This is a genomic window from Burkholderia oklahomensis C6786, assembly GCF_000959365.1.
GTDB lineage: Bacteria > Pseudomonadota > Gammaproteobacteria > Burkholderiales > Burkholderiaceae > Burkholderia > Burkholderia oklahomensis.
This window is the reverse complement of the sequence record NZ_CP009555.1, coordinates 3,150,249-3,164,277: the sequence shown is the minus strand read 5'-3', so window position 1 is coordinate 3,164,277 and position 14,029 is coordinate 3,150,249. Positions and strand designations below refer to the sequence as shown.

11 protein-coding genes and 1 pseudogene are annotated in these 14,029 nt (G+C 65.6%); 7 read left to right on the top strand and 5 right to left on the bottom strand.

Annotation, left to right across the window (positions count from 1 at the left end):
• Positions 1-10: 10 nt before the first annotated feature.
• Positions 11-1,408, bottom strand: coding sequence for a cysteine--tRNA ligase (gene cysS, locus BG90_RS14255; protein ID WP_010104883.1), 1,398 nt, complete (start codon positions 1,406-1,408; stop codon positions 11-13).
• 230 nt (positions 1,409-1,638) lie between these two features.
• Here cysS and BG90_RS14250 point away from each other — a divergent pair, with 230 nt between their 5' ends.
• The 4 genes from BG90_RS14250 to BG90_RS14235 all read left to right on the top strand — a co-directional run bounded on the left by BG90_RS14250 (position 1,639) and on the right by BG90_RS14235 (position 4,385).
• Positions 1,639-2,361 (top strand): tetratricopeptide repeat protein, encoded by a 723-nt coding sequence (locus BG90_RS14250; RefSeq protein ID WP_038801982.1) that lies wholly within the window; start codon positions 1,639-1,641, stop codon positions 2,359-2,361.
• Between the two features lie 47 nt (positions 2,362-2,408).
• Positions 2,409-2,984 carry a peptidylprolyl isomerase gene (locus BG90_RS14245; protein ID WP_010104887.1) on the top strand — a complete coding sequence of 192 codons (576 nt, stop codon included), beginning with the start codon at positions 2,409-2,411 and terminating at the stop codon, positions 2,982-2,984.
• A gap of 80 nt (positions 2,985-3,064) precedes the next feature.
• Entirely contained in the window at positions 3,065-3,556 is a 492-nt protein-coding gene (locus tag BG90_RS14240; protein WP_010104888.1) for a peptidylprolyl isomerase, read from the top strand.
• 28 nt (positions 3,557-3,584) lie between these two features.
• Positions 3,585-4,385: a UDP-2,3-diacylglucosamine diphosphatase gene (locus tag BG90_RS14235; RefSeq protein ID WP_010116147.1), complete on the top strand. Its 801-nt coding sequence runs from the start codon at positions 3,585-3,587 to the stop codon at positions 4,383-4,385.
• Positions 4,386-4,669: 284 nt separating this feature from the next.
• Here BG90_RS14235 and cysE read toward each other — a convergent pair whose 3' ends face one another.
• Positions 4,670-5,452 carry a serine O-acetyltransferase gene (gene cysE, locus BG90_RS14230; protein WP_010116148.1) on the bottom strand — a complete coding sequence of 261 codons (783 nt, stop codon included), beginning with the start codon at positions 5,450-5,452 and terminating at the stop codon, positions 4,670-4,672.
• 185 nt (positions 5,453-5,637) lie between these two features.
• Complete coding sequence (locus tag BG90_RS14225) at positions 5,638-6,504, bottom strand: RNA methyltransferase (RefSeq protein ID WP_038800939.1); 867 nt, start codon at positions 6,502-6,504, stop codon at positions 5,638-5,640.
• A 298-nt stretch (positions 6,505-6,802) separates the two neighbouring features.
• Between BG90_RS14225 and BG90_RS14220 the strand changes: the two genes are divergently transcribed.
• Positions 6,803-7,606: an inositol monophosphatase family protein gene (locus BG90_RS14220; protein ID WP_010104895.1), complete on the top strand. Its 804-nt coding sequence runs from the start codon at positions 6,803-6,805 to the stop codon at positions 7,604-7,606.
• Positions 7,607-7,889: 283 nt separating this feature from the next.
• On the opposite strand, the gene BG90_RS14210 is transcribed toward BG90_RS14220, so the two are convergent.
• Positions 7,890-8,162, bottom strand: coding sequence for a hypothetical protein (locus tag BG90_RS14210; RefSeq protein WP_010104897.1), 273 nt, complete (start codon positions 8,160-8,162; stop codon positions 7,890-7,892).
• A gap of 1,363 nt (positions 8,163-9,525) precedes the next feature.
• On the opposite strand from BG90_RS14210, the gene mutS reads away from it, so the two are divergent.
• On the top strand, positions 9,526-12,198 hold the full coding sequence (gene mutS, locus BG90_RS14205; protein WP_038801983.1) for a DNA mismatch repair protein MutS: 2,673 nt from the start codon (positions 9,526-9,528) through the stop codon (positions 12,196-12,198).
• Positions 12,185-13,467: pseudogene (locus BG90_RS14200) on the top strand (hypothetical protein). The gene mutS and the pseudogene BG90_RS14200 overlap by 14 nt, the downstream one beginning before the upstream one ends.
• Here BG90_RS14200 and BG90_RS14195 read toward each other — a convergent pair.
• The gene (locus tag BG90_RS14195; RefSeq protein ID WP_010104911.1) at positions 13,447-13,998 is read right to left on the bottom strand and encodes an FKBP-type peptidyl-prolyl cis-trans isomerase; all 552 of its coding nucleotides are present in this window, start codon (positions 13,996-13,998) and stop codon (positions 13,447-13,449) included. The pseudogene BG90_RS14200 and the gene BG90_RS14195 overlap by 21 nt on opposite strands.
• Positions 13,999-14,029 lie beyond the last annotated feature (31 nt).

The window sequence follows — 14,029 nt, the reverse complement described above, 5'->3', positions numbered from 1 at the left end:
CAATGCGCGCTCATACGCGACGCCACTCGGTCGATCCGCCCGGTTTGTCTTCAAGTGCGATTCCGGCTTCGAGCAGCTCCGCCCGGATCCGGTCCGCTTCGGCATAGTTCTTCGCCCGCTTCGCCGCGACGCGCGCGGCGATCTTCGCTTCGATCTCTTCGGGCTCGAGCGCGCCTGCGCGCGGCGTGCCCGCCGCCTGCTGCAGGAACTCGCGCGGCTCCCGGCCGAGCAGGCCGAGCAGGCCCGCGAGCCGCCCGAGCTGGCGCGCGAGCGCCGGATCGCGCGTGCGGTTCACCTCGGTCGCGAGCTCGAACAGCACGGCGACCGCGACCGGCGTGTTGAAGTCGTCGTTCATCGCGGCCGCGAAACGCCGCGCATGCGCCTCGTTCCAATCGAGCGGCGCAGAATCGGGCGTCGCGTCCTTCAGCGCCGTGTAAAGACGCGTGAGCGACGCGCGCGCATCGTCGAGGTGAACGTCGCTGTAGTTGAGCGGCGAACGGTAGTGCGTGCGCACGATGAAGAAGCGCACGACTTCGGCATCGAAATTCTCGAGCACTTCGCGGATCGTGAAGAAGTTGCCGAGCGACTTCGACATCTTCTCACTATCGACCTGCACGAAGCCGTTGTGCATCCAATAATTGACGAAAGTTTGTCCGGTCGCACCCTCGCTCTGCGCGATCTCGTTCTCGTGGTGCGGGAACTGCAGATCCTGACCGCCGCCGTGGATGTCGAAATGCTCGCCGAGCAGCGTGCAGCCCATCGCCGAGCATTCGATGTGCCAGCCCGGACGGCCCAGGCCGTACTTCGAATCCCACGAAGCGCCCACCGGCTCTTCCGGCTTCGCGCGCTTCCACAACACGAAATCGAGCGGGTCTTCCTTCGCGTCGTTCGCGGCGACGCGCTCGCCCGCGCGCAGGTCCTCGAGCGACTTGCCGGACAGCTTGCCGTAGCCCGCGAACTTGCGCACCGAGTAATTGACGTCGCCGTCCTTCGCCTGGTATGCGTAGCCGTTCGCCTCGAGCTTCTCGATCATCCCGAGCATCTGCGGAATGAACTCGGTCGCGCGCGGCTCGATGTCCGGACGCTCGACGCCGAGCGCGTCGAAGTCCGCGTTCATCGCGTCGGTGAAGCGGCTCGTCAGCGACCTGATCGTCTCGCCGTTCTCGACCGCGCGGCGGATGATCTTGTCGTCGATGTCGGTGATGTTGCGCACGTACGTCACGCGGTAGCCGATCGCGCGCAGCCAGCGCTGGACGAGATCGAACACGACCACCATCCGCGCGTGTCCGATATGGCAGTAGTCGTAGACGGTGATCCCGCAGACGTACATCCGCACTTCGCCGGGCTGCCGCGGCACGAAAACTTGCTTGTCACGCGCGAGCGTGTTGTAGATGCGCAGTGATTCCATAGAGACGAAAGTGAGCCGAAGGAAACCGCCTGGCGATGCTCGCCGTGCATGCGGCACCCGACAGGATTTCTGGCTGGGCCGCGCGCCGTGCGCTTCCTCGGGTGACATGCGGCGATCGATCCGCAAGCGAAGCGGTGACGGCCACGAGAGGCAAAGACTATCCGCGGCTCGCCGGAACGCGCGGACGATTTGTTAGAATGGGTCGGAGTATAACATTCCGATTTGAGCCTATGAAACCTTCCCGCGGCCGTGCGCCGAGCGCTGCGACCCTTGTTGCGACCGCCGCCGTGAGCGCCGCGCTCGCGCTCTTTCCAGGCGCGGCGGCCCTTGCGCAGAAAGCGCCCGCCCCCACCGACGGCACGCCGGAAATCGACGCGTCGATCGCGAGCCGGAACTGGACGCAGGCGCTCGCCCAGCTCGACGCGCGCATCGCGTCGAATCCGCGCGACGTGCAGGCGCAGTTCAAGCGCGGCACCGTGCTCGCGCGCCTGAACCGCGACGACGACGCGATCAAGCAGTTCGTCGAGCTGACACAATCCTACCCGGAGCTGCCGGAACCCTACAACAACCTGGCGGCGCTCTACGCGAAGCACGGCCGCTACGACGAAGCGCGCAGCGCGCTCGTCACGGCGACGCAGGCAAACCCGAACTACGGCCTCGCCTACGAGAACCTGGGCGACCTGTACCTGCGCCTCGCGGCCGAATCGTACAAGCGCGCGCGCGCGCTCGGCCGTACGAGCGGCGCGACCGCGCAGCGCCTTTCGGACCTGCAGAAGATCATCACGCCGCCGAAGGCGAAATCGGCGGCCGCGCCGGCATCGTCCGCGCGCGACTATTCGGAACGGGCGGCCGCGAACGTGACGACGACCACCCTGCCGCTTTCTCCGACGTTCCAGTTCGGCGGCCCGAGCGGTACGCTCGCGATGCCGCCTTACGTCGCGCCGTCGCAATAACGCGCTGCGGCGGCCGCGTCTTTCCTTCACCCACCCAGAGGACCGTTATGAAACGTCTGTTGCTGGCGCTCGGCAGCGCCGCCCTCCTCGCGACCGCCCCCGCGTTCGCGCAATCGGCCGCGACGCATCCCGTCGTGCAGCTGAAGACCACGCAGGGCGACATCCGCGTCGAGCTGTACCCGGAGAAGGCGCCGAAGACCGTCGCCAACTTCCTCGATTACGTGAAGGCGGGCCAGTACAACGGCACGATCTTCCATCGCGTGATCAAGGGCTTCATGATCCAGGGCGGCGGCTACAAGACGAACTTCGACGAGAAGCCGACCCGCGCGCCGATCCCGCTCGAGAGCAAGAACGGCCTGAAGAACGCGACGGGCACGATCGCGATGGCGCGCACGAGCGATCCGAACTCGGCGACCGCGCAGTTCTTCATCAACACCGTCGACAACGCCGGCCTCGACTATCCGAATCCGGACGGCAACGGCTACGCGGTGTTCGGCAAGGTCGTGTCGGGCATGGACGTCGTGAAGAAGATCGAAGCCACGCCGACGACGGTGCGCGGCCCGATGCGCGACGTGCCGGAAAAGCCGATCGTGATCGAATCAGCGGCGATCGTCTCGAAATAAGTCAGCCCGAACCTCCCGCGCGGCCGCGTCGTCCAGAGCGGCCGCGCGCCGTTTGAACCCTACCCATCAAAGGAATCATCATGGTCGAACTGCATACGAACCACGGCGTCATCAAGCTCGAACTCGACGACGCGAAGGCGCCGAAGACGGTCGAGAACTTCCTCAACTACGTGAAGAAGGGCCACTACGACGGCACGATCTTCCACCGCGTGATCAACGGCTTCATGATCCAGGGCGGCGGCTTCGAGCCGGGCCTGAAGCAAAAGCCGACCGATGCGCCGATCGACAACGAGGCGAACAACGGCCTGAAGAACGACACGTACACGATCGCGATGGCGCGCACGAACGATCCGCACTCGGCGACCGCGCAGTTCTTCATCAACGTGAACGACAACGACTTCCTGAACCACTCGTCGCCGACGCCGCAGGGCTGGGGCTACACGGTGTTCGGCAAGGTCGTCGAAGGCCAGGACGTCGTCGACAAGATCAAGGCCGTCAAGACGGGCAGCAAGGGCTTCCATCAGGACGTGCCGAACGACGACGTCGTGATCGAGAAGGCCGTCGCGGTCTGAACGCAGCGTAGAGCCACGAGGCGCCGGGATGCTGCAGGAAACGCCGCCGCGAAGCGTCTTTGCGGGTGTGCCGGGCGAGCGCGGGCTCGCGCACGCGGCACGCCCGTTCCTGTTCGTCTCCGATCTGCATCTGAGCGACGCGATTCCGCGCACGGTCGCCGCGTTCGAGCACTTCGTGCGCGTGACGGCCGACAGCGCGGATTCGGTTTTCATCCTCGGCGACCTGTTCGAATACTGGATCGGCGACGACATCCTCGATCACGATCCGTTCGCCGCGCGGATGGCCGCGCTGCTGCACACGTTCTCCGAGCGCGGCATCGCGCTCTACGTGATGCGCGGCAATCGCGACTTCCTGCTCGGCAAGCGCTTCATGAAGGCGGCGGGCGCGCTCCTGATTCCGGATCCGTCCGTCGTCGTCGCGTTCGGCAACCGCATCGCGCTCGCGCACGGCGACGCGCAATGCACGGCCGACCGCGGCTATCAATGGTTTCGCCGCTTCGCGCGCAACGGCGTCGCGCAGCGGCTCTTTCTCGCGTGGCCGTTCGCTTGGCGCCGCGCGCTCGCCGAGCGGATGCGCGCGTCGAGCGAGGCCGGCCGGATGCGTCCCGCATCGCCGCGCTACGACGTGACGCGCAAGGGCATCGCCGCCCTCTTCCGGCGCAGCGGCGCGCGCACGATCATCCACGGCCACACGCACAAGCCGGCGCGGCACGTCGAAGCGGGCGGCGTGCGCTGGGTGCTGCCGGACTGGGAGCTCGACCACGGGCCGCGTCGCGGCGGGTATCTGTGCGTCGATGCACAAGGGATCCGCGCGCTGCCGCTCGATTGAGCATCGCGTAGTCGAATCGGATGGAGCGATGGCTCCTCCGCCGTCGGCAGCCGCGCGAACGCCGTCACGCAATGCCGAGCCACGCAGCGCGCTCGCGCTCCGCGTTGGAAACGCGACGAACGATGCCGCAGACCGGCATCCAAGGTGCTCCAGGACAAGTGCGCGTCGAATGCGATGCCGATGACGCTTCGCAGCCACCTGAATATTACGGCGCGTTACGAACGTGCGCAGCGAGATCGCACGCGCAGCACGTCGATCACGAGACGCCCGGCGCCGCGCGCGACTCAGCGCTCGACCGCCTTCCCGTCGAGCGCCTTGCCCTCGAACGCCGCGGACAGACGACGCAAATCGAGCCGCGCACCGTCCGCCTCCTGCAGCGCGTCCAGATGGGCCCCCAGCCGCTCGAGCGCCGCGACGATCTCGTCGATCCGCTGCGCTTCCTTCGCCGCATGATCGATGAGGCCGTGAATCGCAAGCGACATCGGATCATCGGCGTTCGGCGTGATTCCGTACGCGCAGAACGCCGTGCGCTCGGGTATGCGCTTCGCATAGGCCGGCATCACGACCCGCGCCGGATTGCCGACTGCCGTGCCGCCCGCCGGCACCGGCTTCACGACGACCGCATTCGAGCCGATCTTCGCCCCCGCGCCGATCGTGAAGCCGCCCAGCACCTTCGCGCCGGCGCCGACGATCACGCCGCGCTCGAGCGTCGGGTGACGCTTCGCGCCGCGCGTAAGCGACGTCCCGCCGAGCGTCACGCCCTGGTAGATCGTGCAGTCGTCGCCGACGACGGCCGTCTCGCCGATCACGACGCCCATTCCGTGATCGATGAACACGCGCCGGCCGAGCGTCGCGCCCGGGTGGATCTCGATGCCGGTGAGGAGGCGGCCGACCTGCGACACGAACCGGCCGAGCCAGCGCCAGTCCGAGCGCCAGCATGCGTGCGCGATCCGATGGAACACGAGCGCGTGCAGCCCCGGATAGCACGTGAGCACTTCCCAGGCGCTGCGGGCGGCGGGATCGCGCTCGCGGATCGTGGCGACGTCCTCGCGAAGTCTCGTAAACATGGTGGTGACGATGGAAGAAGAAAGCCCGGTGCGCGGCCGCCGGGCGGAGCCGTTATCGTTTCGACAGCTTTGCTTATGACGTTTGGACGATTGTAGAACGGCCGTCGCGAGCGCGCAGCGGCTGCCGCGTTCTCCCTGCCACGGCCGCGGGTATAGGGCGCCGGCAAGCGAGCCGGCGCGTTCCGTCACTCGTCTCGCCCGGCGCCTGCGTCGCCCTCGTCGTCGCCCGCGCGCACCTCCGCACCGCCCGCATTCAACAGGATGTGCTTCGCGATCCCGCGCAAGATGTTCACCTCCTCGCGCTCAAGCCCCGTTCGCGCGAAAAGCCGCCGCAGCCGCGGCATCAGCTTCTTCGGATTGCGGGGATCGAGGAAGTCGAGCGCGATCAGCGCATTCTCCAGATGAACGAACATCCGCTCGATCTCGTCGCTTTGCGCGAGCGTGCCGAGCGCGGCGTCCCGCGGCATGACGGACGCGTCGTCTTCGAGCAGCGCGACGCGCAACTCGTACGCGAGCACCTGCACCGCCTGCGCGAGATTGAGCGAGCTGTACGCGGGGTTCGCCGGGATGTGCGCGATCGCGCTGCAGCGATCGACATGCTCGTTCGACAGGCCCGTGCGCTCGTTGCCGAATACGAGCGCGATGTCGCCCGTTTGCAACTGGCGGCGGGCACTCGCGGCGGCCGCACGCGGCGCGAGCCGCGGCGGCCCGTACTCGCGCGAACGCGCGGTGAGCGCGATCGACCACTGCACGCCGTTCAGCGCATCGGCGAGTGTGGGTACCACGTGTGCGGACGCGAGCACGTCGTCGGCGCCGCTCGCCATCGCGAGCGCTTCCGGATCGCTCTGCACGTGCGGCACGCGCGGCGCGACGAGTACGAGGCGTGAAAAACCCATCGTTTTCAGCGCGCGCGCCGCCGCGCCGACGTTGCCGGGGTGACTCGGCTCGACGAGCACGAAGCGCGTCGACGTAAACCCGCCGCGCGCGGACCGCGTCGGACGGGATGGGGCCGCGCCGGCGGACGGCGCGAACGGTTTCTGCTGAGATTCCAAGACGTTCATTCGACTAATCGGGATGCCGGTATGGTATCGCCAACTCGCGGACAAACCCACTCGTCCGAACGGCCGATCGAACGGCATACGCTACCGTTTCGCAAAAAAGCGCCGCGAGTCGGGTAAAATTGCGCTCTTGACGCGGCGCCCACGCTGTTCGGCCCGCCCCCCGCTCTTTGCCAATTCGTCTTCCGTCGGCGAAACGCCCGCCTGCCGCCCCATGCGCGCCCGGCGTCGTTTCGCTGGTTCGATCACCACTCGTGGCGGCCCCGCGCCGCCGGCTTCAGGATTCAGGCCCATGCATCCCATGCTCAACATCGCTGTCAAGGCCGCTCGCCGCGCCGGACAGATCATCAATCGCGCATCGCTCGATCTCGATCTGATCGAGATCCGCAAGAAGCAGCAGAACGATTTCGTGACGGAAGTCGACAAGGCCGCGGAAGACGCGATCATCGAAACGCTGAAGACCGCCTACCCCGACCACGCGATCCTCGCCGAGGAATCCGGCGAGTCGGGCAACGAATCCGAATTCCAGTGGATCATCGATCCGCTCGACGGCACGACGAACTTCATCCACGGCTTCCCGTACTACTGCGTGTCGATCGCGCTCGCGCACAAGGGCGTCGTCTCGCAAGCGGTGGTCTACGATCCCAACCACAACGACCTTTTCACCGCGACGCGCGGCCGCGGCGCGTACCTGAACGACCGCCGCATCCGCGTGGGACGGCGCGACCGCCTCGCCGACGCGCTGATCGGCACGGGCTTTCCGTTTCGCGAGAAGGACGGCCTCGACGCGTACGCGCGCCTCTTCGCCGACATGACGCAAGCTTGCACCGGGCTGCGCCGCCCGGGCGCGGCCGCGCTCGACCTCGCCAACGTCGCGGCGGGCCGTCTCGACGGCTTCTTCGAGCAAGGCATCAACGTGTGGGACGTCGCGGCGGGCAGCCTGCTCATCACCGAGGCGGGCGGCCTCGTCGGCAACTACACGGGCGATTCCGACTTCCTGCATCAGCGCGAGATCGTCGCCGCGAACCCGAAGATCTACGCGCAGATGATCCCGATCCTGAACCGCTACACGCATACGCGGCCGGCGGAAGAATGAGCGACGTGGTCGCAGCCGCGTGACGCAAGTCGCCGCGGCGACGAGATCCGGCGGCCCGCGGCACTTCGAGCAGCCGCGGGCCGTTTCATTTTCAGGCGTGCGCGATCGGGCCGGATTGCGCCGCCGACGACGCCCTCCATCTACTCTGCATCGCCAGAAAACGCTCGCGAGCGCGCGGCATCGCCACAAAGAAACCGGCTGGCATGCGCCCGCCGGCCGGCATGCGACATCGCGACGCGAACTGCAGAAATCGCGCTCGAGCCATCTGCTTCATCGGCCGGCGTTACCGAACGGCAAAGCCTCCCATCGATGTGCCCGGCTGGCAAGTGCTCGCGTAGATATAGACCTGCTTGCCCATCACGAACGCCGAATTGATGAGCGGATACGCATCCTTGTTTCCGTTCAAGTAGGACAGGTTGCCGACGGTGACCTCCATGACCCCGTTGTTGTCGATGAAGAGCTTGTTGATCGTGCCCGACGTGCACAACGTATCCGCGTGCGCATAGGACGAAGCCAGAAGCAAGGCTGAAACGATAGCAGCGAGAGTCTTTTTCATTTCATTCTCCTTAATAAAAAGACGATATTGCGATTGAAATGCCGACTACATGCACACTTGCACTACTCAATCAACTCCACCAACACTTAGACACTCGAATATTCGTCGCCGGTCGATGCGCGGCCGGATCCGGCCTTCATGGATCGCGCGCGTCCGGCTCGCACGCGTAGCGCTCGAAGTTTGCGGACGAGACAGGACTGCCCCCCGACTCCATGGACGCGTCGTGCATTGCGATGGACTCCGAATGCCGCGACTCACGGCTGCGCCGCATTCACGATCGGCGCAGCCTGCGTCGGCAATAGGAAATTACGAATCCGTCATCGTCGCGCGATCGATCGCAAAGCGAACCACCCTGCGCATTCGCATCGAGCGCGACCCGACAAACCGAAACGATTCGATGAGACATCATGAATCCCCTTTTTTCACGGGAGACTGCCTATATGCGCGACAACGTCGCGTCGTTCTATTAATCGATTTTCCCGTTACTTCCCCGACCTCATCCGAATTCATGCCGTCTCGACATGATCAACCATGCCGAGCGGCAAATATCGGCGCCTGGAACAATTTCATTTCGGAAGAAACTCCGGACAACGCCGCATTCCAATTTTTCATCGGCCAACACCGCACGGCCTGCATTCGATCGATACGTTGACCGGACGATTTCACCATTTCGTCTCATATTTTTTGATATCGGCCACGCATCTCGCGACGCATCCGATTTCGGCGCTCGATGGAGACTATTATCTCCACACCAGCAAGACCAATAATATTATCTTATTCAGCAGATATATCGATAGCATTCGACGCCAATCGATCACGAAACAGACAATATAAACACGACCATGCAAATATTCATCGCACATGCGAAAGAAAATAATCAATAATTCGATTACAAATTCAATGCGCGATGCATCAATCGCATATTTGAATTCACGCCCGGGAATTGGTGGGCAATCACCCCGAACGCATGCAATGCACGTTCACGAGAGCAATGCGCGCTTGGAAAGCGTTCGCACGTGCATAAGCGCGGCGGCCGATCGAAGTCGCGGCTCGTTGTGTCTCGGCGAAGCACCGAGACCGCCTCGATTGATGAAGCATCCCGAATCGGGCGCGAACGATGGCCGCTCCTGGCGAACCGACCGCAGCCGTACCGTCAAAGCCGCGCGTGTGCAATGGCGAATCTTGCCTTCCGCCCGAGTCGATATCTGACGGACGCAGAATGCCGCGCCGGCCCGCCATTTCGACGTGCGGCGCGTACGAATCGGCGCTGCGCGAACGCGTTAGCCGTCCAGCCAGCTTCGCGCGGTGGCCCGACAAGGTAAACTCTCACCCAATTCCGCATACGCAGACAGATATCCGCAAGATGGCCACCCAAATCGACGCCTCCTCCGACGCAGCGGCAACGGCCGCCGCGCAGCACACGCCAATGATGCAGCAGTACCTTCGCATCAAGGCCGACCATCCCGACACGCTCGTGTTCTACCGGATGGGCGATTTCTACGAGCTCTTCTTCGAAGACGCGGAAAAAGCCGCGCGCCTGCTCGACCTGACGCTCACGCAACGCGGCGCGTCCGCTGGCACCCCGATCAAGATGGCGGGCGTGCCGCATCACGCGATTGAGCAATACCTCGCGAAGCTCGTGAAATTCGGCGAATCCGCGGCGATCTGCGAACAGATCGGCGATCCGGCGACGTCGAAGGGCCCTGTCGAGCGCAAGGTCGTGCGCGTCGTCACGCCGGGCACGCTGACGGATGCCGCGCTGCTGTCCGACAAGAGCGACGTGTTCCTGCTCGCGCTTTGCCTCGGGCACAACAAGCGCGGCGTCGCTTCGAACATCGGACTCGCCTGGCTCAATCTCGCGAGCGGCGCACTGCGGCTCGCCGAGATCGCGCCGGACCAGCTCGGCGCGGCGCTCGAGCGCATCCGGCCCGCCGAGCTCCTCGCGGCGGACGGCGCGATCGAATCGGTGCCCGCCGGCATGGGCGCGATCACGCGCGTGCCCGCGTGGCACTTCGACATCGCGTCGGGCACGCAGCGCCTGTGCGACCAGCTCGACGTCGCGAGCCTCGACGGCTTCGGCGCGCAGGCGCTCACGAGCGCTTGCGGCGCGGCAGGCGCACTGCTGATCTACGCAGCGGCCACGCAAGGCCAGCAGTTGCGCCACGTGCGCAGTCTCAAAGTGGAAAACGAATCCGAATACATCGGGCTCGATCCGTCGACGCGGCGCAATCTCGAACTCACCGAGACGCTGCGCGGCACCGAATCGCCGACGCTCTATTCGCTGCTCGACACCTGCTGCACCGCGATGGGCAGCCGCCTGCTGCGCCATTGGCTGCATCATCCGCCGCGCGCGTCGGTCGCGGCGCAAGCGCGCCACCAGGCAATCGGCGCACTGCTCGATGCGCCCGCGAACGCGAGCCTCGACAACCTGCGCTCGGCGCTGCGGCAGATCGCCGACGTCGAGCGGATCACCGGCCGTCTCGCGCTCCTGTCCGCGCGGCCGCGCGATCTGTCGAGCCTGCGCGACACGTTCGCCGCCCTTCCCGCACTGCGCGAGCGCGTCGCCGAAATCGCGCCGAACGCACCGGCGCTCGGCCGCCTCGAAGCCTCGCTCGAGCCGCCCGCCGGCTGTCTCGATTTGCTTGCGCGCGCGATCGCGGCCGAGCCGGCTGCGATGGTCCGCGACGGCGGCGTAATTGCTCGCGGCTACGACGCGGAGCTCGACGAACTGCGCGACATCTCCGAGAACTGCGGCCAGTTCCTGATCGACCTCGAAACGCGCGAGCGCGCACGCACGGGCATCTCGAACCTGCGCGTCGAGTACAACAAGGTGCACGGCTTTTATATCGAAGTCACGCGCGGCCAAACCGACAAGGTGCCCGACGACTATCGCCGTCGCCAGACGCTCAAGAACGCGGAGCGCTACATCACGCCCGAGCTGAAGACGTTCGAGGACAAGGCGCTGTCCGCGCAGGAGCGCGCGCTCGCCCGCGAACGTGCGCTTTATGACGGCGTGCTGCAAGCGCTGTTGCCGCACATCGAAGGCTGCCAGCGCGTCGCAAGCGGCCTCGCGGAACTCGACTTGCTCTCGGCGTTCGCCGAACGGGCCCGCACGCTAGACTGGGTCGCACCGGAATTCACCGACGAGATCGGCATCGAGATCGATCAGGGCCGCCACCCAGTCGTCGAAGCGCAGGTCGAGCAGTTCATCGCGAACGATTGCGCGCTGAACACGGATCGCAAGCTGCTTCTCATCACCGGTCCGAACATGGGCGGTAAATCGACGTTCATGCGACAGACGGCACTCATCGCGCTGATGGCGTACGTCGGCAGCTACGTGCCGGCGAAAGCGGCCCGCTTCGGTCCGATCGACCGCATCTTCACGCGAATCGGCGCGGCGGACGATCTCGCGGGCGGCCGCTCGACGTTCATGGTCGAAATGACGGAAGCCGCGGCAATCCTGAACGACGCGACGCCGCAAAGCCTCGTGCTGATGGACGAAATCGGCCGCGGCACGTCGACGTTCGACGGCCTCGCGCTCGCGTGGGCGATCGCGCGCCACCTGCTGTCGCACAACCGCTGCTACACGTTGTTCGCGACGCACTACTTCGAGCTCACGCAGTTGCCGGCCGAATTCCCGCAAGCGGCAAACGTGCACCTGTCGGCGGTCGAGCACGGCCATGGCATCGTGTTCCTGCATGCGGTCGAAGAAGGTCCGGCGAACCAGAGCTACGGGCTGCAGGTCGCTCAGCTCGCGGGCGTTCCGGCACCGGTGATTCGCGCCGCTCGCAAGCATCTCGCGCACCTCGAGCAGCAGTCCGCCGCACAAGCGACGCCGCAACTCGACCTCTTCGCCGCGCAACCGTCCGTCGACGAACCCGAATACGACGACGAGCCGCCGGCGGCCACGCCGCACCCGGCGCTCGAACGCCTGCTCGGGCTCGATCCGGATGACTTGAAGCCGCGCGATGCACTCGACCTGCTCTACGAGCTGCATGCGCTCGCTCGCTCAGGCGCGACGGATGCGCAACGCTGACGACACCGCGCGGCGCGCGGCGTTTCGCTCGCGTCTCGCCGCGTTCGCGCTCGCCTGCGCACTTGCCGGCGGCGCACCGGCGGCCGCGCCCGCGTCGCGGGCTGTCGGCGAGCCGTACACGTTCGCGGTGCTGTCCGGCGTGATCGCGTCCGCGGACGACGAGCCGCATGCTCGGCGCCTGCTCGATGCGATCGCGCGCGACCGCTCGGTGTCGTTCATCGTCTACGAAGGCAATCTGAAGGGACCGAAGGAAGCCTGCCGCGATCAGTTGTACGAGCAGCGCAACGTGCTGCTCACGACGTCGCGCGTCCCGCTCGTGCTGCTGCCCGGCCAGTTCGACTGGGCCGCATGCGGCACGCGCGACGCCGGCGCGTACGACCCCGTCGAGCGGCTCGATTTCCTGCGTCAGAACGTCTTCTCCGAGCCGGCATCGCCCGGCGCGAATCCGTTGCCGCTCACGCGCGAAAGCGAAGTGGCGCGCTTTCATCCGTATCGGGAAAATGTCCGCTGGGTCCGCGACGACACGGTGTTCATCGGCCTGAACGCGCCCGGCCCGAACAATCGCTATCTGACGGCGGGCGGCCGCAACGGCGAGTTCGAAGATCGCGTCATCGCGAACGCGTTCTGGATCGATCATGCGGCCGAGTACGCGAAGCGCCGCGGCGCGCGCGCGCTCGTGATCTTTCTCGAAGGCGATCCTCAGTTCGAACGCTATCAACGTTCGGAGCGCTTCGGATGGCTGCGCTTCAACCGCCCTCGCGTACGCGACGGCTTTCGTGAATTCAAGCGTGCATTGGTGAAAGCCGCGGCGGTCTTTCGCGGCTCGATCGTCGTCGTGCATCCGAGCGGCGAGCCGCTCGCGAACGGCTTCAGGATCGACCGTCCGCTACGCGACGACAAAGGGGATCTTGTCGGCAATCTGACGCGCATCGCGATCGCACCGCGCGCGCGTCTGAATCAATGGGTGCGGATCGGCGTCGACCCGGCGAAGCAGCCGATGTTCAACGTGAGCGTGCAGACCGTGCCGAAGCATCTGCCTCAACCGCCTGCGCTGCCTGTCGTGCCGCATGACGACACGCCGCTGCCCGAGATGCCGGAGATTCCGGCACCGCCGACGTTACCGGATTCAGGTGCGAGCGGCGCGGAGCCGCCCGGCTATGATGAATGGCATGGCGCGCACGACGACCATTACGATCACCGTGCGTCAGGCGCGACACCTGGCCAGCCGCCAGGCGCCCCCCGCCCGGCTCAATGCAGGGTGCGCACTGAACCGTTGCCGTCGTTGTCGTTTTCGTCGTCATCGTCCTCGTCGACGATTTCGAGCCCCTCCGCGCCGTGCGCGTGCTCATGTTCGATCTCGTCTTCCGTCGCTTCGCGCACGTCCTTGACGGTCAACGAGAAGCGCAGCGCCATTCCGGCGAGCGGGTGATTGCCGTCGAGGACGACCTTGTCCTCCGCGATATCGGTCACGGTGTAGACCAGCGAGTCGATTTCCTCGTCACCGTCTTCCGGCGTGCCTTCGAACTGCATACCGACTTCGAGCGGCTCGGGAAAACGGTCGCGCGGCTCGATCTTCACGAGTTCAGGATCGTAATCGCCGAACGCATCCTGCGGCTCCAACTGGATTTGCGCTTGATAGCCGGGTTCCTGGCCGTCGAGTTGTTCCTCGATCTTGGGGAACGTGCCATCATAGCCGCCGTGCAGATAAACCATCGGCTCATCGCTCTCCTCGATCAGATTGCCTTGCGCATCCGACAGCTTGTAAGCGACCGATACGACAGTGTTTTTTGCAATTTTCATCCAATTCTCCCAAGTACAACAGTCATTATAC

Coding starts and splice junctions, on each gene's coding strand:
- BG90_RS14220 (WP_010104895.1), top strand. CDS start 6,803: ATGCATCCCATGCTCAACATCGCTGTCAAGGCCGCTCGCCGCGCCGGA.
- BG90_RS14250 (WP_038801982.1), top strand. CDS start 1,639: ATGAAACCTTCCCGCGGCCGTGCGCCGAGCGCTGCGACCCTTGTTGCG.
- BG90_RS14245 (WP_010104887.1), top strand. CDS start 2,409: ATGAAACGTCTGTTGCTGGCGCTCGGCAGCGCCGCCCTCCTCGCGACC.
- cysE (WP_010116148.1), bottom strand. CDS start 5,452: ATGTTTACGAGACTTCGCGAGGACGTCGCCACGATCCGCGAGCGCGAT.
- mutS (WP_038801983.1), top strand. CDS start 9,526: ATGGCCACCCAAATCGACGCCTCCTCCGACGCAGCGGCAACGGCCGCC.
- BG90_RS14210 (WP_010104897.1), bottom strand. CDS start 8,162: ATGAAAAAGACTCTCGCTGCTATCGTTTCAGCCTTGCTTCTGGCTTCG.
- BG90_RS14195 (WP_010104911.1), bottom strand. CDS start 13,998: ATGAAAATTGCAAAAAACACTGTCGTATCGGTCGCTTACAAGCTGTCG.
- cysS (WP_010104883.1), bottom strand. CDS start 1,408: ATGGAATCACTGCGCATCTACAACACGCTCGCGCGTGACAAGCAAGTT.
- BG90_RS14240 (WP_010104888.1), top strand. CDS start 3,065: ATGGTCGAACTGCATACGAACCACGGCGTCATCAAGCTCGAACTCGAC.
- BG90_RS14235 (WP_010116147.1), top strand. CDS start 3,585: ATGCTGCAGGAAACGCCGCCGCGAAGCGTCTTTGCGGGTGTGCCGGGC.